This is a genomic window from Prosthecomicrobium sp. N25, from assembly GCF_037203705.1.
Taxonomy (GTDB): Bacteria; Pseudomonadota; Alphaproteobacteria; order Rhizobiales; family Ancalomicrobiaceae; genus Prosthecodimorpha.
Window position 1 is genome coordinate 1,362,862 of the sequence record NZ_JBBCAT010000001.1, and the last position, 16,649, is coordinate 1,379,510.

Annotated in this window: 19 protein-coding genes; 9 read left to right on the forward strand and 10 right to left on the reverse strand. The window is 71.2% G+C overall.

Annotation, left to right across the window (positions count from 1 at the left end; genetic code table 11):
- Window positions 1-161 precede the first annotated feature (161 nt).
- The 5 genes from WBG79_RS06150 (at window position 162) to WBG79_RS06170 (ending at window position 5,050) form a co-directional block, all read left to right on the forward strand.
- Window positions 162-566 carry a hypothetical protein gene (locus tag WBG79_RS06150; protein ID WP_337356227.1) on the forward strand — a complete coding sequence of 135 codons (405 nt, stop codon included), beginning with the start codon at window positions 162-164 and terminating at the stop codon, window positions 564-566.
- 182 nt (window positions 567-748) lie between these two features.
- Window positions 749-1,153 (forward strand): hypothetical protein, encoded by a 405-nt coding sequence (locus WBG79_RS06155; RefSeq protein WP_337356228.1) that lies wholly within the window; start codon window positions 749-751, stop codon window positions 1,151-1,153.
- A 69-nt stretch (window positions 1,154-1,222) separates the two neighbouring features.
- Window positions 1,223-2,326 (forward strand): chorismate synthase, encoded by a 1,104-nt coding sequence (aroC, locus tag WBG79_RS06160; protein ID WP_337356229.1) that lies wholly within the window; start codon window positions 1,223-1,225, stop codon window positions 2,324-2,326.
- An 86-nt stretch (window positions 2,327-2,412) separates the two neighbouring features.
- The gene (gene ribB / locus WBG79_RS06165; protein ID WP_337356230.1) at window positions 2,413-3,756 is read left to right on the forward strand and encodes a 3,4-dihydroxy-2-butanone-4-phosphate synthase; all 1,344 of its coding nucleotides are present in this window, start codon (window positions 2,413-2,415) and stop codon (window positions 3,754-3,756) included.
- A gap of 193 nt (window positions 3,757-3,949) precedes the next feature.
- Complete coding sequence (locus WBG79_RS06170; protein WP_337356231.1) at window positions 3,950-5,050, forward strand: acyltransferase family protein; 1,101 nt, start codon at window positions 3,950-3,952, stop codon at window positions 5,048-5,050.
- Here the strand turns inward: WBG79_RS06170 and WBG79_RS06175 are convergent.
- Window positions 5,022-5,489 (reverse strand): Lrp/AsnC family transcriptional regulator, encoded by a 468-nt coding sequence (locus WBG79_RS06175; protein WP_337356232.1) that lies wholly within the window; start codon window positions 5,487-5,489, stop codon window positions 5,022-5,024. The genes WBG79_RS06170 and WBG79_RS06175 overlap by 29 nt on opposite strands.
- Window positions 5,490-5,636: 147 nt before the next feature.
- On the opposite strand from WBG79_RS06175, the gene ald reads away from it, so the two are divergent.
- On the forward strand, window positions 5,637-6,755 hold the full coding sequence (gene ald / locus WBG79_RS06180) for an alanine dehydrogenase (protein WP_337356233.1): 1,119 nt from the start codon (window positions 5,637-5,639) through the stop codon (window positions 6,753-6,755).
- A gap of 177 nt (window positions 6,756-6,932) precedes the next feature.
- On the opposite strand, the gene WBG79_RS06185 is transcribed toward ald, so the two are convergent.
- Genes WBG79_RS06185 through WBG79_RS06195 form a run of 3 tightly spaced genes read right to left on the reverse strand, consistent with a single transcriptional unit; the run spans window position 6,933 to window position 8,806 of the window.
- Window positions 6,933-7,235 (reverse strand): AzlD domain-containing protein, encoded by a 303-nt coding sequence (locus WBG79_RS06185; RefSeq protein ID WP_337356234.1) that lies wholly within the window; start codon window positions 7,233-7,235, stop codon window positions 6,933-6,935.
- The gene (locus tag WBG79_RS06190) at window positions 7,232-7,936 is read right to left on the reverse strand and encodes an AzlC family ABC transporter permease (RefSeq protein ID WP_337356235.1); all 705 of its coding nucleotides are present in this window, start codon (window positions 7,934-7,936) and stop codon (window positions 7,232-7,234) included. The genes WBG79_RS06185 and WBG79_RS06190 overlap by 4 nt, the downstream gene beginning before the upstream one ends.
- Before the next feature lie 12 nt (window positions 7,937-7,948).
- The gene (locus WBG79_RS06195) at window positions 7,949-8,806 is read right to left on the reverse strand and encodes an AraC family transcriptional regulator (RefSeq protein ID WP_337356236.1); all 858 of its coding nucleotides are present in this window, start codon (window positions 8,804-8,806) and stop codon (window positions 7,949-7,951) included.
- Window positions 8,807-8,969: 163 nt separating this feature from the next.
- On the opposite strand from WBG79_RS06195, the gene WBG79_RS06200 reads away from it, so the two are divergent.
- Window positions 8,970-10,211 (forward strand): class I SAM-dependent RNA methyltransferase, encoded by a 1,242-nt coding sequence (locus tag WBG79_RS06200; RefSeq protein WP_337356237.1) that lies wholly within the window; start codon window positions 8,970-8,972, stop codon window positions 10,209-10,211.
- Between the two features lie 82 nt (window positions 10,212-10,293).
- On the forward strand, window positions 10,294-10,923 hold the full coding sequence (locus WBG79_RS06205) for a LysE family translocator (protein ID WP_337356238.1): 630 nt from the start codon (window positions 10,294-10,296) through the stop codon (window positions 10,921-10,923).
- 15 nt (window positions 10,924-10,938) lie between these two features.
- Here WBG79_RS06205 and WBG79_RS06210 read toward each other — a convergent pair whose 3' ends face one another.
- From WBG79_RS06210 to WBG79_RS06230, 5 genes are all read right to left on the reverse strand, one after another.
- Window positions 10,939-11,679 carry a TlyA family RNA methyltransferase gene (locus WBG79_RS06210; RefSeq protein ID WP_337356239.1) on the reverse strand — a complete coding sequence of 247 codons (741 nt, stop codon included), beginning with the start codon at window positions 11,677-11,679 and terminating at the stop codon, window positions 10,939-10,941.
- 21 nt (window positions 11,680-11,700) lie between these two features.
- A complete protein-coding gene (locus tag WBG79_RS06215) occupies window positions 11,701-11,847 on the reverse strand; it encodes a hypothetical protein (RefSeq protein ID WP_337356240.1) in 147 nt (48 codons plus the stop codon).
- Window positions 11,848-11,889: 42 nt separating this feature from the next.
- A complete protein-coding gene (locus WBG79_RS06220; RefSeq protein ID WP_337356241.1) occupies window positions 11,890-12,507 on the reverse strand; it encodes an SCO family protein in 618 nt (205 codons plus the stop codon).
- A gap of 11 nt (window positions 12,508-12,518) precedes the next feature.
- Entirely contained in the window at window positions 12,519-14,438 is a 1,920-nt protein-coding gene (gene dxs, locus WBG79_RS06225) for a 1-deoxy-D-xylulose-5-phosphate synthase (protein WP_337356242.1), read from the reverse strand.
- Window positions 14,439-14,583: 145 nt separating this feature from the next.
- Window positions 14,584-14,844 carry an exodeoxyribonuclease VII small subunit gene (locus tag WBG79_RS06230; protein WP_337356243.1) on the reverse strand — a complete coding sequence of 87 codons (261 nt, stop codon included), beginning with the start codon at window positions 14,842-14,844 and terminating at the stop codon, window positions 14,584-14,586.
- A 119-nt stretch (window positions 14,845-14,963) separates the two neighbouring features.
- Between WBG79_RS06230 and WBG79_RS06235 the strand changes: the two genes are divergently transcribed.
- Window positions 14,964-15,563: a Uma2 family endonuclease gene (locus WBG79_RS06235; protein WP_337356244.1), complete on the forward strand. Its 600-nt coding sequence runs from the start codon at window positions 14,964-14,966 to the stop codon at window positions 15,561-15,563.
- 21 nt (window positions 15,564-15,584) lie between these two features.
- Here WBG79_RS06235 and WBG79_RS06240 read toward each other — a convergent pair whose 3' ends face one another.
- Window positions 15,585-16,514 carry a histone deacetylase family protein gene (locus tag WBG79_RS06240; protein ID WP_337356245.1) on the reverse strand — a complete coding sequence of 310 codons (930 nt, stop codon included), beginning with the start codon at window positions 16,512-16,514 and terminating at the stop codon, window positions 15,585-15,587.
- Window positions 16,515-16,649 lie beyond the last annotated feature (135 nt).

The window sequence follows — 16,649 nt, forward strand, 5'->3', positions numbered from 1 at the left end:
GTCCGTGCCGTTGAGCAGCAGACCTGTTGTCTTGTTCGGATATTCAACTTCGGATAATTTCGGATGATTTAGCGTAACGCAAGCATCGATATTCATACTGACTGGATTGAATGTGATTGGGTGTGATCTTGTCCCGGGGATGAACTCGGGAGGTGACTTTCATGGCCCGCTTTTCAATTATTTCAATCACTGCTTCGTTGGTGCTATCGGTTGTCTCCGCGTTGCCCGCCGCGGCGCAGGATGTGGTGACGGTCAAGTCTGGCAAGGAAGAAGTCATCTTCAATGTCTATGTGTATGGCGAGGACTGCGCCTCGAGCGGCGGCGAGCGCATCACCATCCGCACCCCGCCGGCGAACGGCGTCGCCAGGGTGGCCCGGATCCCCATAAGGATCCCGCCCGGCAGAGCTTGTGCAGGCCAGACCGTCAAGATCGGCGTCGTCCTTTACCGGTCGCGTCCCGGCTTCCGCGGCACCGACCGCGTCGGCGTCGACGCCTACATGGACACCTACACGAACGGGATCGGCGAGACCTTCATTGGCGGAACGGTGACCGTGCAGGTGCAGTGAGGCTTTGACGGCCGCGTGGCGCTCGAGCGTAAGGGCGTCCGTCCGGGACGGTGGCCACGACGGGCTTGGCGCGGTGCGCCCGGCGTCGGCGACCCTGTCGGGGCAATCCATGGCCCGGCGAACTGGTAGTTGCTCCCGACCTGTGCTCTAGTTCGGATCGGGAGTTCCGGAGGGCGCTGGCGATGACCAGATCCGCGATCCTTGAGAAGTCTGCTTGGCTGGTCCTTGCAAGTATTTTCGCGATGCCCGCCGCGGCGCAGGATGTCTCGACCGTCAAGTCGGGCGTCGAAGGGGTCGTCTACAGCTTTTATGTGTACGGGGACGGCTGCGCCTCCAGCGGCGGTCAGCGCATGTCCATCCGCACCCCGCCGGCGAACGGCGTCGCCAAGGTCGCCCGGATCCCCGTGAAGATCCCGCCCGGCAAGCCTTGTGCGGGCCAGACGATCAAGGTCGGCGTCGTGACCTACAAGTCGCGTCCCGGCTTCCGGGGCACCGACCAGGTCGGCATCGACACCTACATGAATACCTACAGCAACGGGGTCGCCGAGACCTACTTCGGCAAGACCGTCACCGTGCAGGTGCAGTGAGGCTTTGACGGCGCCGCCGCTTTGGCCTAGGACCCGGATCCCGAACACGCCTCGACGGGCCGGCCCTCCATGTCCCACAACACCTTCGGCCATCTCTTCCGCGTCACCACCTGGGGCGAGAGCCACGGGCCGGCGCTCGGCTGCGTGGTCGACGGCTGCCCGCCGGGGCTGCCCCTGACCGCGGCGGACCTGCAGGTCTGGCTCGATCGCCGCAAGCCCGGCCAGTCCCGCTTCGTCACCCAGCGCAGGGAGCCCGACGAGGTCGAGATCCTGTCCGGCGTCTTCGAGGACGAGCGCACCGGCGGCCCGCGCACGACCGGCACGCCGATTTCACTGATGATCCGCAACGTCGATCAGCGCTCGAAGGACTACAACGACATCCGGGACAAATTCCGCCCAGGCCATGCCGACTACACCTACGACGCCAAGTACGGCATCCGCGACTACCGCGGCGGCGGCCGGTCCTCCGCGCGCGAGACGGCGGCGCGCGTCGCCGCCGGCGGGGTCGCCCGCAAGGTGCTGGACGCCGCCGTCCCAGGCGGGGTCGTAGTCCGCGGCGCTCTCGTCCAGATGGGCCCCCACAAGGTCGACCGGGCGCGCTGGGACTGGGCCGAGGTCGACCGCAATCCCTTCTTCTGCCCCGACGCCGAGGCCGCGGCGCTCTGGGAGGACTACCTGGACGGCATCCGCAAGGCCGGCTCTTCGATCGGTGCCGTCATCGAGGTGGTCGCCGAGAACGTGCCCGCCGGCTGGGGCGCGCCCATCTACGGCAAACTCGATCAGGACATCGCCGCCGCGCTCATGTCCATCAACGCCGTGAAGGGCGTCGAGATCGGTGCCGGCTTCGCCGCTGCGGAACTCTCCGGCGAGGAGAATGCCGACGAGATCTACCGGCGCCAGGACGGCACGCCCGAGTTCCGCTCCAACCACGCCGGCGGGATCCTGGGCGGCATCTCCTCCGGCCAGCCGGTCGTCGCCCGCTTCGCCGTCAAGCCGACCTCCTCGATCCTCACCCCGCGCCGCACCATCGACCGGGCCGGCAATCCGGCCGAGATCCTGACCAAGGGCCGCCACGACCCTTGCGTCGGCATTCGCGCCGTGCCGGTCGGCGAGGCCATGCTGGCGATCGTGCTCGCCGATCATTACCTTCGCCACCGCGGTCAGGTCGGCTGAGGTCTGCGCGGCGCGGATTTCAGTATTGCTGAAACGCAAGTGCTCCATTCATTGCGGCTGAATTTGCCCTGGGGTAGCCTCCGGGAATGCGTCTCGACGATTTCCTCAGCCGGACGAACGAGACCCGCTCGGCCTTCGCCCGCCGCGCCGGCCTGTCACCCGCGTCCGTGACGGCCCTCTGCAACGATCCGGACGTCTGGATCTCCCGCGAGATGGCCGCCCGGATCGCCGAGGCGACCGGCGGCGCCGTGACCCCCAACGACTTTCTCGGGCTCTCCCGGCGGGATGCCCAGACGGAGTTCTCCATGTTCCAGTCCCGTGTCGCCGAAGCCCTGCGTGCCTTCGAGAGGGGCGAGATCGTCGTGGTCACCGACGACGACGACCGCGAGAACGAGGGAGACCTGATCCTCGCCGCCGTCCACGCCACCCCGGAGAAGATGGCCTTCGTCATTCGCCACACTTCGGGCATCGTCTGCACGCCGATCACCCGCGACGAGGCGCGGCGGCTGCACCTGGAACCGATGGTGGCCGTCAACGACGCGCCCCATTCGACCGCATTCACGGTGTCGATCGACTATCGCCACGGCACGACCACCGGCATCTCGGCCGAGGAGCGCACCGCCACCGTGCGGGCGCTCGCCAACCCGAACGTCGGGGCCGGCGACTTCGTCCGCCCCGGCCACATCTTCCCCCTGGTCGCCAAGGACGGCGGCGTCCTCATGCGCTCCGGCCACACCGAGGCCGCCGTCGACCTCTGTCGCCTCGCCGGCCTGCCGCAGGTCGGCGTCATCTCCGAGCTCGTCAACGACGACGGCACGGTGAAGCGCGGCCCCCAGGTCGCCGAGTTCGCCCGCGCGCATGGCCTGAAGACCGTCTCGGTCGCCGACCTGATCGCCTACCGGCAGCGCAACGAACGCCTCGTCGAGCGCGTCGAGACCTTCGAGATCGACACCCCGGCTGGCCGCGCCCAGGCGGTCACCTTCCGCACGCCCTACGACCCCATGCACCACCTCGCCGTCGTCTTCGGCGACATCCGCGACGGCCGCGGCGTGCCGGTGCGCCTGCATCTCGAATCCGTGGTCGCCGACGTCTTCGGACCCGACCGGCGCCTGGAGGGCCTGATGCGCCGCTTCGCCGAGGGCGGCCGCGGCGTGGTCGTCTACCTGCGCGAGGGCGCCGTCGGCGTCGCCGCGAGCCCGAGCCGTCCGCGCGACGGCCTCAAGGGCGAGGGCGCCACACTCAGCCCGGAGGACCCGGAGCGCCACGGCTCCGCCGCCGCCCGGGCCGAGGAGTGGCGCGAGGTCGGCCTGGGCGCCCAGATCCTCAAGGCCCTCGGCGTCTCCTCCATCCACCTGCTCTCGTCGAAGCCGCGCCGCTACATCGGCCTGGAAGGCTTCGGCATCGAGATCGAGGGCACCGAGATGGCCTGAGCCCCGCGGGGCGGTCCGGGCGCGGCGCGGCCCTCGGCGAGCCTGGTCTCGGGGGCCCGCCGCCCGCCCGCCCACCAGTAATTCAAATTTCAGAATGTGATGGCAGTTTTGCCGGAGCTTCGTCGCGGACGGGCCCGGCGCGTTCGGCTGCGCCGGGGGATCGCCCGTTCGACGATCCCGTCCCGGAGACCGGATGTCCGCCGCCCCGTCCCGCGTCGCCTACCTGGACGGCCTGCGGGGCCTCGCCGCGCTGGGAGTAGCCCTCGGCTACCATGTCCACTACCTCTCGGCCGGCCACGGTCCCGGGTGGCTGCCGATGGCCTCCGTGCCCCTCCACGGCACCTGGATCGGCACGGCCCTCTACGAAAAGGGCTGGGCGCTCGTCGACGTCTTCTTCGTGCTCTCCGGCGTCGTCTTCTCGATCACCTACCGCGAGCGGATCGCCCGCCGGGAGATCTGCGCGGCGCGCTTCGCCGCCCTGCGCTTCAGCCGCCTCTACCCCGTGCATGCCGCCGCCTGGCTCCTGGTCCTGGCGCTCGCCTGCCTTCCCGGCACCGCGCCGGTCTATCCCGCGGGCTCGCCCCTCGACGCGCTCGCCGGCCTCCTCCTCTTGGTGCCCGTCGAGACGCTGAACTACCCGGCCTGGTCGATCACCGTGGAGGCCGTGATGTACGGCCTCTTCTTCGTCGCCGTCCGCTGGCCGCGGCGCCTGCCGACCGCCCTCCTCGCCGCGCTCGGCCTCGGCCTCATCGTGCTCGGCCCGCTGGGTGCGCTCGGCGCGGCGGGCACCCACCCCTACGTCCCCTTGATCGGTCGCGGGCTCCTGGGCTTCTTCGCCGCCGCGGCCTTCTGGCCCGCCTGGCAGGCCGGTGGCGAAGCCCGCCGCCGCGCCCTCGCGGTCCTCGCCGCCGCCGCGGTCGCCTCGCTGCCGCTCGCCCGGGCCGGGCTGATCTACCCGGCGGTCGCGGCCTGGACCCTGGCGCTGCTCGCCCTCCTCGACGCCGTGCCGCGCCTGCGCGCGCCCCTGGAGAGCCGGCCGCTCCTCCATCTCGGCCGCATCAGCCTGTCGCTCTACCTGATGCAGTTGGTCGTCTACACCCTGGCGCGCACCGCCTTCGCCGGCGCCGGGGCGACCCCTCCGATCGACGAGCCGTGGTTCCTGCTCGCGCTCGGGCTCGCCCTGGTCCTCGCCGGAGACCTTACCCACCGCCTTGTCGAGGAGCCCGCCCGCGCCTGGTTGCGCGGCCGTGACCGGCCCCCGGCGGTCACACCGGCAGCGACGTCGTCCGCTTGACAGTCCTGAGCGACATGGTCGACTGCACCCGGACGACACCGGGCAGCCGGGTCAGCACCTCCGAATGCAGGCGCTCCAGGTCCGCCATGTCGCGGAACACGACGCGCAGCAGATAGTCGGACTGGCCGGCCAGCAGGTAGCATTCCTGGATCTCGGCCACGTGCCGGACCTTCCCCTCGAAGGCGTCGAGCTTCTCCCGCTCCTGGCCGTCGAGCGTGATGGAGACATAGGCCGTGCCCTCGAACCCGGCCGTCTTCTGGTCGAGCACGAGGTGCGTTCCGGCGACGAGCCCGCTCTCCATCAGGAGCTGCACGCGCCTGAGGCAGGCCGAGGGTGACAGGTGCACCCGCTCGGCCAGCTCCGCGTTGGAGAGCCGGCCGTCCGCCTGGAGCTCCTTGAGGATCTTGCGATCCCGGTCGTCGACGTCGAGCTGTCGCATAGAATTCGAAGTTTACCCTTGGTCATCGAATTTTCAAGCACGACTAATCGTTTGAATCCCTCCGAAAGGCGGGAAATTGCGCTGATTTTGCCGGATACTTCGCACATCGTTCGAACGGGGCCGGGCCCCGAACCCGAGGAGGTTCCCATGCGCGTCGGTGTGCCGAAGGAGATCAAGGACCACGAGGATCGCGTCGGGCTGATCCCGTCGTCCGTGCGCGAGCTGGTGGCCCACGGCCACGAGGTCTGGGTCGAGAAAGGCGCCGGCAAGGGCGCCGGCATCGCCGACCGCGACTATGTCGCCGCGGGCGCGAAGATCGTCGCCGAGACGGACGCGATCTGGGCCGGCACCGACATGATCGTCAAGGTCAAGGAGCCGCTCGCGATCGAGCGCAAGAAGCTCCGCGCCGACCAGATCCTCTTCACCTATCTGCACCTCGCGCCCGATCCGGACCAGGCCCGCGACCTCATGGCCTCCGGCGCGACCTGCATCGCCTACGAGACCGTGACCAGCCCGCTGGGCACGCTGCCGCTGCTGACCCCGATGTCCGAGGTCGCCGGCCGCATGTCGGTCCAGGTCGGCGCCCACGCCCTCGAAAATCACTCGAAGGGCCGCGGCATCCTGCTCGGCGGCGTCCCGGGCGTGGCCCCCGCCAAGGTGCTGATCCTCGGCGGCGGCGTCTCCGGCACCCACGCGACCACCATCGCGGTGGGGATGGGCGCCGACGTGACGGTCGTCGACCGCTCCCCCGAGGCGCTGCGCCGCCTCGTCGCCCAGTTCGGCAGCCGCATCAAGACCGTCTTCTCCACCAGGGATTCGGTCGCCGACCTCGTCGCCAAGGCCGACCTCGTGATCGGCACGGTGCTGGTCCCCGGCGCCGCCGCGCCGAAGATGATCACCCGCCCGATGCTGAAGACCATGAAGCGTGGCTCGGTCATCGTCGACGTCTCGATCGACCAGGGCGGCTGCACCGAGACTTCGCGTCCGACCACCCACTCCCGGCCCACCTACGTGGTCGACGGCGTGGTCCACTACTGCGTCGCCAACATGCCCGGCGGCGTCGCCCGCACCTCGACCTTCGCGCTCAACAACGCGACGCTGCCCTTCACGCTCGCCCTCGCCGACAAGGGCTGGCGCAAGGCCCTCGCGGAGGATCCGCACCTCAAGAACGGCCTCAACGTCCACGCCGGCCGCATCACCCATCCGGCGGTCGCCGAGGCCCTCGGCTTCTCGCTGCTCGCCGCCGAGAAGGCGCTCGCCGCCTGACGGGACCGGGTCCGATTCCGGACCAAGCTCGAACGGAACCGGGAGGGCGGGACGGACGTTGTCCTGGCGATGGACGCGGCCGCTCTCCTCCCCGGCCGCAGCGAAATCCCACTGGCCCGGCCCGCGTAAGCGCGGCCGGGCCTTTTTCCGTCCGCCCGGTCCGCGCCGCGCCGCTTCTCAGATCCCCGCCGCCCGGAACGCCACCACGGCGGCGGCCCCCGCCGCCACGGTCGCGAGCAGGGGCAGCCGCGCCGCCGCCACGCAGGTGACGAGCGCCGCCAGCGTCTCGGCCGGGCCCGTCGCGAGGGCGGTCGGGGCGATGACGGCGGTCAGGACCGCGGCCGGGATGGCGTCGAAGGCCGCGCGGGCGCGACCCTCCAGGCGGAGCCGGGCAGCGAGCAGCAGCCCCGCCGTCCGCGTCGCGTAGGTGACGGCCGCCATCGCCAGGATGGCCGCCAGGGCGCCCGGGTCGAGTTTCATGCCCGCTGCCCGGCTTCCTGCGGCTCCGCGGCGAGGAACGCCGCCCCGATCCCCGCGAGCGCCCCCGCCGCCACGTGCCAGGGCGGGCCGACGAGGACATGGACCAGGGCCGCCGCCCCGGCGCTCGCCGCCACGGTGATCAGCGTCGCGCGACCCTTCCAGAAGCCGGCGACCAGGCCGATGAACAGCGCCGTGAAGGCGAAGTCGGCCCCGATCGCCTTCGGGTCGCCGAGGAACGACCCCGCATAGGCCCCGACCGTCGTCACGATCACCCAGTTCGCCCAGAACGGCGCACCCATGCCCGCGTAGTAGGCCCAGGTCAGCGGCCGGACGGCGGCGCGCCGCTCCGACAGCGCCCAGTTCTCGTCCGCCAGCACCGCGAAGCCGAGGAGGCGGCCGAGCCGCCCGAAGGCGCCGGTCTTCGGCCCGAGCGAGGCGCTCATCAGCACATGGCGGGCGTTGATGAGGAGCGTCGAGAAGGCGAGGGCGGCGACCGGCACCGGCCAGGTCCAGACCTCCACGGCCGCGAATTGCGCGCCGCCGGCGAAGACCAGCGCCGACATGAGGAAGACCTCGAGCGGGGAGAGCCCCTTGGCGGCGCAGAGCGCGCCGAAGAGGAGCCCGATCGGCATCGCGGCGATCAGCGGTGGCAGGATGTCGCGTAAGCCGTCGCGGGCCTCCCGCCAGGAACGATCTGTCATGGGGGTCTCTCGTCAGCGCCGGAACGCGGCCCGGAACGCGCCGGGCGTCACGCCGAGGCGGGCCTTGAAGGCGCGGGTGAGGTGGGCCTGGTCGGCGAAACCGACCGCGCCGGCCACGTCGGCCGGGCTCTCCCCACGGCGCAGCCGGTCGCGCGCGGCGCGTACGCGCCGGTCGATCAGGAAGGCGTGCGGGGTCAGTCCCGTCTCGCGCCGGAAGGCGCGGATGAAGTGATGCCGCGACAGCCCGGCCGCCGTCGCGAGGTCCGCGAGCGCGTGGTCCCGCGCCGGATCCCCCTCCATGATCACCCGCGCCCGGGCGACCCCCGCGCTTTCCCGACCGAGCGCGGCCGGCGGGATCGCGGCATGCCGGACGAGGCACCGGGCGAGCGCGCGCAGGTAGAGCTCCTCGGCGGCGAGCCGGTCGGCCCCGGCCTGCAGCGCCCGGTGCGCCGCGTCGAAGAGGGCCGCGCCTTCGGGGTCGCGCGCGGCCGGGGCGGGGAAGCAGGGCGTTCCCCGGGCCCGTCCGTCCGAGACCTCCTCGGCGATGGCCCGCACCGTCGCGACGCTCGGATAGGTCATGCGGTAGCTGTAGCCCTCGCCGAGCGGCGCGCCATCATGCACCACCTCCGGATCGTTGAAGGCGAAGTCCCCCGGCCCCGCATAGTGGCGCGCGCCTCGGGCGACCCAGGTTTCGCACCCCGCCGAGATGGTGCCGATGACGTAGGTCTCGTGCCGATGCGGCGGATAGGCGTGGGTCGTGAAGGTCGCGGTCAGGCATTCGAGCGCGTCGAAGCGGGGCGCGACGAAGAAGCGGGCGCGCTCGCCCTGGCCGAGGGGCATGTCGATGTCGCTCTGCGGGATCGCGTCCATGGCTGGTCTCTTGCCGATGCGCCGATCCAGGATTCTACCGATCCGGGTGGCTCCGTCTTGAAGAAAAATGCGATCCCGACCATCTCGGGGCCTTCACTAAGCGCGACAGGCCGGGCGCGACCCGGTAGGAGAGGTCCGGCGGGGGCCGGCGAGGGGACGTGTGGTGCAGGACGCGGCGATCGAGACGGTGACGGTCGGGACGATCGGGCACAAGGGCGACGGCGTCGCGGAGACGCCGGGGGGCAAGGTCTTCGTGCCGCTTTCGCTGCCCGGCGAGACTCTCAGCGTCGCCCGCGAGGGCGACCGCGCGCGCATCGTCGAGATCCTCGCGCCGAGCCCGGATCGCGTACCGGCGCCCTGTCCGCATTTCGGCCGCTGCGGCGGTTGCAGCCTGCAACACTGGGACCGCGCCGCCTACCTGGAGTTCAAGCGCCGTGCCGTCGCCGAGGCGCTCGCCGACCGCGGCCTCGCCGTCGAGGTCCTGCCCGCCCGCGCCCTCGAGCCCGGCACGCGCCGGCGGGCCGTGATCGCGGTCCAGCGCAGGGCCGACGGCAGCCTGGTGGCGGGCTTTCGCGAGCGGCTGTCCCACACGGTCGCGGATGCGACCGGCTGCCTGGTCGTCACCCCCGCGATCCGCGAAGCCATGCCCCGGCTGGTCCGCCTCGCCGACCTCCTGACCTTCGACCGCAAGGGCGCCGTCTTCACGATCATCGACACCGAGACCGGTCTGGACGTGTCGGTCCAGGACGGCAAGCTGCCGGACGCGCGCCGGCAGGACGCCATCGCCACGGCCCTGAAGCTCGGCTTCGGCCGCGTCTCGATCGGCGCCGAGACGCTGGTCGAGGCCCGCGCCCCGATCGTCCGTTTCGGCGGCGTGCCGGTCACGCTGCCGTCCGGCGGCTTCCTGCAGGCTGCCGCCGCCGCGGAGGCGACCCTGACGGATCTGGTCACGACGGCGGTCGCCGGGGCGAAGCGGATCGCCGACCTCTTCTCCGGTGCCGGCACCTTCACGCTGCCCATGGCCCGCTTCGCCCATGTCCACGCGGTCGAGGGAGAGGCGCGGGCGCTCGACGCGCTGACCCGCGCGGCCCGCCAGGCCAAGGGCCTGAAGCCCGTCTCGGTCGAGGTCCGCGATCTCAACCGTCGCCCGCTGATGGCGAAGGAACTGGCGCGCTTCGACGCCGTGGTGTTCGACCCGCCGCGGGAGGGCGCGGCCCCGCAGGCCAAGGAGCTCGCCAAATCGGCCGTGCCGCTGATCGTGGCCGTCTCGTGCAACCCCGCGACGCTCGCCCGCGACGCCCGCTATCTGGTCGATGCCGGCTGGCGCCTGGATCCCGTGACCCCCGTCGACCAGTTCCTGTGGTCCCATCACGTCGAGGCGGTGGCCGTCTTCCGCAGGCGCTGACCCGCGGCCGGGTCCTTGCCGGCGCGCGCCGGCCGGTGACAGATGGTGCCGACGACCGCCCTCCCGATTCTCCGGACCGCCCATGACCTTCGCCGCCCTTCTCGCCTCCGCGCTCGCGGGCGCCCTCTACATCCTCTCGCCCGGCCCGGCCGTGCTGGCCCTGATCGGCATCGGCGCCGCGGGCGGCCGCATGCCGGCCGCGAAATTCGTCATCGGCCATCTCGCCGGCGACACGCTCTGGTGCGGGCTCGCCATCTTCGCCCTGGTCGGCGCGCAGGTCATCGACCAGCGCGTCTTCGACGCCGTGGCGCTCGTCTGCGCCGGCTATCTCGGCTGGCTGGGACTGAAGGGCGTGACCGCCACCTCCGCCCGCGCCGCCGACGACGTGATCAGCACCCGCCCCTTGCGGCGTGGCGTCCTCTTCGGCCTCACCAACCCGAAGAGCTACCCGGTGGCGCTCGCCATGTTCACGGCGCTCTTCGCCGGCCAGGCCGGGTCGCTCTCCTTCGAGGCCCTGCCGGCCCTGCTCGCGGCAGCCTTCGCGGGGTTCCTCATCGCCGACGTGATCCTGGTCTGGATCGTCGGCACCAGGCTGCTGCGCGCGCTCTATCTGCGCCACGCGGTCTGGATCGTCCGCGCCACGGGGGCGCTGTTCCTGCTCTTCTCCGTGAGGACCGCCTGGGAGGCGCTGCCGCGTCTGGTCCGGCGCTGAGGGGCGGCCGCCGGCTCAGGCGCCCTTGCGGGCCGCCAGTAGGAATTCCCGGTTGCCGTCGCCCCCGAGCAGGGGAGACTCGGTGCGCCCGAGCACCGTCCAGCCGCTCGTCGCCAGCAGGGCCTCGATCCCCGCGACGGCCGCCTCGGCCGCCTCCGGGTCGCGGACGAGCCCGCCCTTGCCGAGCCCTTCGCGCCCGACCTCGAACTGCGGCTTGACCAGCAGCACGGCCTCGGCCCCAGGCGCCGCGAGCCGCAGGGCCGGCGGCAGGGCGAGCCTGAGCGAGATGAAGCTCACGTCGGCGGTGACGAACTCCGGCGCGACGGAGAGGTCGGCGACCGTCAGATCGCGGGCATTGAGCCCCTCCACGGCGCGTACGCGCGGGTCCGCCGCGAGCCGCGGATGCAACTGGCCGTGACCGACGTCGATCGCCTCGACGACCCGCGCGCCGCGCTCCAGGAGAACCTGCGTGAACCCGCCCGTGGACGCGCCGATGTCGAGGCACGCCTTGCCGGCCGGCGAGAGCCCAAAGGCGTCGAGCGCCGCCGCCAGCTTCAGGGCCGCGCGCGAGACGTAGCGGGCCGCCGGATCCGAGGAGGCCAGGGCCGCGTCCTCGGCGACGAGCGCCCCCGGCTTGGTCTCGACGCGGCCTTCCACCCGCACCTCGCCGCGACCGATCGCGTCGCGCGCCCGCGCCCGGGTCGGGTGCAGGCCGCGGGCGACGAGGAGCTGGTCGAGACGAACGCGCTGCGCCATGGAGGGGGGGAGGACGGGAACTCAGAGGCAGTTGGCGATCGCAGAGACCGCCGCATCGAAGTAGACGCCGAGCCCGAACTTCGCCCAGAGCCACAGGGAGGCGGCGAGGAGGGCGAGAGTCACGGGCGCGGCGACCGCGATCGCCTTCAGGGTCGATGCATCCTGCATAATCTTATTATAGCGACGGCCCGGGCCCGCCGGAAGGGCGGCTCAGCCATTGCCGATCAACTGGCGGAGCTTGGCGAGCGCCTTGTCGGTCGGCTCCTGGTAGTTGATCGTCCCGACGAAGCGCTGGTCGGCGTTCATGAGATAGACCGCGGCGGTATGGTCCATCACGTAGCTCGACCCGCTCTGCACCTTGCGGGCATAGACCCGGTAGGCCTTGATCACCCGGTCGACCGCCTCCTGGGAGCCGGTCAGCCCCCGGATCCGCTCGTCGAAGGCCGAAAGATACTGCTTCAGCGCCTCCGGCGTGTCGCGCTCCGGATCGACGCTGACGAACACGAACTGCAACTTTCCGGCGTCCGGCCCGAGCGCGGCGAGCCACTGCCCGGCCTCGGCGAGCGTCGTCGGACAGACGTCCGGGCAATGGGTGAAGCCGAAGAACATCGCCGCCGGCCGGCCCTTCAGGGCCTCGCGCGTAACCGGCTTGCCGTCCTGGTCGACGAGCGCGAAGTCGCCGCCGATCGCGTCGGACGGCGCCAGAAGGTCGCCGAGGGCGGCCACCTGCGGGCCGCGCAGGGTCGTCCAGGCAAAGAGGCCGCCGACCGCCACGACGGCGAGGCCGACGAGCGCCCAGAGCACGAGGCGGATGGTACTGATCGACATGAAGTCCCCGTTCAGGCCCGTAAGCCCGCAGCCACCGCCGCCTCGCTGCGGCCGAGCGCCTCGAACACCTTGCGGACGATCCCGGCCGCGTCGAGGCCGGCCGAGGCATAGAGCTTCTCCGGGCTGCCCTGGTCGATGAAGACGTCGGGCAGGCAGAGCGGCCGCACCTTCAGGCCCCGGTCGAGCAGCCCGTCCTCGGCGAGCGCGTGCAGGACATGACTCGCGAAGCCGCCGACGGAGCCCTCCTCGACGGTCACCAGCACCTCGTGTTCCCGGGCGAGCCGGCGGATGAGGTCGCGGTCGAGGGGCTTCATAAAGCGCGCGTCCGCCACCGTGGCGGAGAGGCCGTAGCCGTCGAGCGTCTCGGCCGCCTCCAGCGCCGCGGCGAGCCGGGTGCCGAGCGACAGGATCGCGATGGTGGTGCCTTCGCGCAGCACGCGCCCGCGCCCGATTTCCAGCGGCGTGCCGCGGACCGGCATCTCCACGCCGACGCCCTCGCCGCGCGGATACCGGAACGCCGAGGGGGCGTCGTCGATCGTCACCGAGGTCGCGATCATGTGGCGGAGCTCGGCCTCGTCGGCCGGCGCCATGATGACGAAATGCGGCAGGCAGCCGAGATAGGCGAGGTCGAAGCTGCCCGCATGGGTCGGGCCGTCGGCGCCAACGAGGCCCGCGCGGTCGATCGGGAAGCGAACCGGAAGCCGCTGGATCGCCACGTCGTGGACGACCTGGTCGTAGCCGCGCTGCAGGAAGGTCGAGTAGAGCGCGCAATAGGGCCGGAAGCCCTCGGCGGCGAGCCCCGCCGCGAAGGTGACCGCGTGCTGCTCGGCGATGCCGACGTCGAACATCCGCGTCGGATAGGCCTCGCCGAAGAGGTCGAGTCCCGTGCCCGACGGCATCGCGGCCGTGACGCCGACAATCCGCTCGTCCCGGCTCGCCTCGTCCACCAGCGTGTCGGCGAAGACGCGCGTGTAGCTCGGCGCGTTCGCCTTCGGCTTCGCCTGCTTGCCGGTGATGACGTCGAACTTGTTGACGCCGTGGTACTTGTCGGCCGACTGCTCGGCCGGCCCGTAGCCCTTGCCCTTCTGGGTCACCACGTGGATCAGGATCGGGCCCTGCCCGGCGTCGCGGACGTTCTTCAGGACCGGCAGCAGGTGGTCGAGATTGTGCCCGTCGATCGGGCCGACATAGTAGAAGCCGAGTTCCTCGAAGAGCGTGCCGCCCATCGCGAAGCCGCGGGCGAACTCCTCGGCCCGCTTGGCGCCGACCTCGACGAAGCGCGGCAGGTGCCGGACGATGCCCTTGCCGATGTCGCGCAGCGTCATGAACGTGCGGCTGGAGACGAGGCGGGCCAGATAGGCGCTCATCGCCCCGGTCGGCGGCGCGATCGACATGTCGTTATCGTTGAGGATGACGATCAGCCGCGAGCCGAGCGCCCCGGCGTTGTTCATCGCCTCGTAGGCCATGCCGGCCGACATCGAGCCGTCGCCGATCACCGCCACCACGTTATTGTCCGCGCCCTTCAGGTCGCGCCCGACCGCGAAGCCGAGCGCGGCCGAGATGGACGTGGAGGAGTGGGCCGCCCCGAAGGGATCGTAGGGGCTCTCCTCGCGCTTGGTGAAGCCCGAAAGCCCGCCCGCCTGCCGGAGCGTGCGAATGCGGTCGCGCCGGCCGGTCAGGATCTTGTGCGGATAGGCCTGGTGGCCGACGTCCCAGATCAGGATGTCGCGCGGCGTCTCGAACACGTGATGCAGCGCGACCGTCAGCTCGACCACGCCGAGGCCGGCGCCGAGATGGCCGCCCGTCACCGAGACCGCGTCGATCGTCTCGGTGCGGAGCTCGTCCGCCACCTGCCGGAGGCTCGTCTCCGGCAGCCGACGGAGATCCTCCGGGTTGCGGATCGTGTCGAGGAGCGGCGTTTTCGAGGTCAACTTGCGCGAGCCTGTCTGTCCGGCGGGAGCCGCCTGCGGTCTCCATATAGGTCGCCGGCGGCCAGTTTCGAACGGGAAGCCTTACAGGACCACCCCCGCCCGCGCAAATCTGCTTCGCCCGGGCGAGACCGTCGGCGGACGCGCCTCAGTCCACGTCCAGCGGCTCGGTCCCGGCCGGCTGGCCGTCCGCCCCGAGCCTGATCTTCTCCACCCGCGCCTCGGCCGCCGAGAGCAGCCGGCTGCAATGGGCCTTGAGGGCCTCCCCGCGCTCGTAGGCCGCGATCGACTCCTCGAGCGGCACGTCGCCGCGCTCGAGCTTGGTGACGATCTGCTCCAGTTCCGCGAGCGCCTTCTCGAAGGTGAGGCTCTTCACGTCGGCATGGGGGCTGGCGGGCTGGTCGGTCACGGGCGGTCCTCCTTCGGGGCCGAGAGGGAAGCGCGGGCCGGCGGGGGTGTCAACCTTGGCGATCGTGCGTTGGCCACGACCTCTGCTACACTGGAAACCACGAGCTGGATGGAGCTATTATGTCAGCATACGCGAAGCAGCTCGAGTTCCCGATGCTCATCGACGAGTTCGTCGAATGGATGAAGACCTGGACGGACACCGAGAAGTACGAGCTTCTCGACGGTGAACCTGTCGCCATGGCGGGCGGGACAGTCGACAATGAAATCGTGACCGCGAACATCGCCGGATTTCTGTACGCCCGCATGCGCGATCGTGGTTGCCGGCCTTACCGCGACCTCCTCCTGTGCAGCCCGGTCTCAGACCGCTTCGGCGTCTTCCCGGACGTCTACGTCCGCTGCGGGCCGCCCGGAGACGGCCGCCGGACCTGGGTCGACGACGCGGTGGCCGTCTTCGAGGTGCTCTCGCCGTCGACCATCGCGATCGATCGCGGCTACAAGCAGGAGCAGTACCTGCGCATGCCGACCCTGCAGCATTATGTGCTGGTCCACCCCCGCGAGTTCCGGGTGGAGGTCTGGTCGCGCGACGCCGAGGGCGGCTGGAGCGAGTTCCCGGCGTCGGCGAACCGCCTCGACGAGACGGTCGCCCTGCCGGCCCTCGACCTCACGATCCCGATGACGGACATCTACGCCGACACCGAGCTCGTCCGCGCCGCCTCCTGAGCCCTGCGCCCGGCGGGGCGCTCAGGCCTTCATGAGCGTCATCACATGGGCGGCGACCGACTTGGCGAGACCCTCCAGGTCGTAGCCGCCCTCGAGCACCGACACGACCCGGCCGTTGGCGCTCCGGTCCGCGATGTCCATCAGCTTGGCGGTCACCCAGGCATAGTCCGCCTCGACCAGGTTGATCTGCCCGAGCGGGTCGCGGTGATGCGCGTCGAAGCCGGCCGAGATGATGACGAGGTCCGGCCGGAAATCCTCGATGCGCGGCAGGATGGCGACCTCCATGGCTTCGCGGAACTCCGCCCCGCCGTCGCCGGCCCGCAGCGGCGCGTTGACGATGGTGTTGCCGGCCCCGGTCTCGTTGACGGCGCCCGTGCCGGGATAGAGCGGCATCTGGTGCGTCGACGTGTACATCACCGAGGTGTCGGACCAGAAGATGTCCTGCGTGCCGTTCCCGTGGTGGACGTCGAAGTCCATGATGGCGACGCGCTCGACGCCGTGCTGCTTCTTCGCCCAGCGCGCCGCGACGGCCACGTTGTTGAAGAGGCAGAAGCCCATCGCCCGGTCCTTCTCGGCATGGTGCCCGGGCGGCCGGATCGCGCAGAAGGCGTTCTTGACCTTGCCGGCCATCACCTCGTCGACAGCCTGGCAGACCCCGCCGACCCCGCGCATGGCCGCCTTCCAGGACCCGGGCGAGATCACCGTGTCGGCGTCGATGCGGGTCAGCCCCGTCTCCGGCACGGCGTCCTTGATCTCCTGCACGAAGGCCTCCGGATGGGCCAGCGCGGCCTGCTCGATCGTGCCGACCGGCGCCTGCTCGCGCTCCAGGGCCTGGAAGCGCTCGTGCTCGAGGATCCGGTCGATCGCCCGGATCCGGTCGGGGCGCTCCGGATGCCCGATCGGCGTGACGTGCTCCAGGAAGCTCGGGTGATGGATCAGCAGCGTCGACATGCGGCACGTCCTCCCATGGGCGACCGGCGCCCGGCGGAGGCCGCCGGCGCGGCTCTCCGCAGTGTTCTGATCCGCCCGCGGCCGGGCGGGACGGCGTTGCCGGCCATAGGACGGCTCCGACCGCACCCCTGTCAA

Coding starts and splice junctions, on each gene's coding strand:
- WBG79_RS06155 (WP_337356228.1), top strand. CDS start 749: ATGACCAGATCCGCGATCCTTGAGAAGTCTGCTTGGCTGGTCCTTGCA.
- ald (WP_337356233.1), top strand. CDS start 5,637: ATGCGCGTCGGTGTGCCGAAGGAGATCAAGGACCACGAGGATCGCGTC.
- WBG79_RS06205 (WP_337356238.1), top strand. CDS start 10,294: ATGACCTTCGCCGCCCTTCTCGCCTCCGCGCTCGCGGGCGCCCTCTAC.
- WBG79_RS06235 (WP_337356244.1), top strand. CDS start 14,964: ATGTCAGCATACGCGAAGCAGCTCGAGTTCCCGATGCTCATCGACGAG.
- WBG79_RS06170 (WP_337356231.1), top strand. CDS start 3,950: ATGTCCGCCGCCCCGTCCCGCGTCGCCTACCTGGACGGCCTGCGGGGC.
- WBG79_RS06220 (WP_337356241.1), bottom strand. CDS start 12,507: ATGTCGATCAGTACCATCCGCCTCGTGCTCTGGGCGCTCGTCGGCCTC.
- WBG79_RS06190 (WP_337356235.1), bottom strand. CDS start 7,936: ATGACAGATCGTTCCTGGCGGGAGGCCCGCGACGGCTTACGCGACATC.
- WBG79_RS06195 (WP_337356236.1), bottom strand. CDS start 8,806: ATGGACGCGATCCCGCAGAGCGACATCGACATGCCCCTCGGCCAGGGC.
- WBG79_RS06215 (WP_337356240.1), bottom strand. CDS start 11,847: ATGCAGGATGCATCGACCCTGAAGGCGATCGCGGTCGCCGCGCCCGTG.
- WBG79_RS06240 (WP_337356245.1), bottom strand. CDS start 16,514: ATGTCGACGCTGCTGATCCATCACCCGAGCTTCCTGGAGCACGTCACG.
- WBG79_RS06185 (WP_337356234.1), bottom strand. CDS start 7,235: ATGAAACTCGACCCGGGCGCCCTGGCGGCCATCCTGGCGATGGCGGCC.
- ribB (WP_337356230.1), top strand. CDS start 2,413: ATGCGTCTCGACGATTTCCTCAGCCGGACGAACGAGACCCGCTCGGCC.
- WBG79_RS06175 (WP_337356232.1), bottom strand. CDS start 5,489: ATGCGACAGCTCGACGTCGACGACCGGGATCGCAAGATCCTCAAGGAG.
- aroC (WP_337356229.1), top strand. CDS start 1,223: ATGTCCCACAACACCTTCGGCCATCTCTTCCGCGTCACCACCTGGGGC.
- WBG79_RS06210 (WP_337356239.1), bottom strand. CDS start 11,679: ATGGCGCAGCGCGTTCGTCTCGACCAGCTCCTCGTCGCCCGCGGCCTG.
- WBG79_RS06150 (WP_337356227.1), top strand. CDS start 162: ATGGCCCGCTTTTCAATTATTTCAATCACTGCTTCGTTGGTGCTATCG.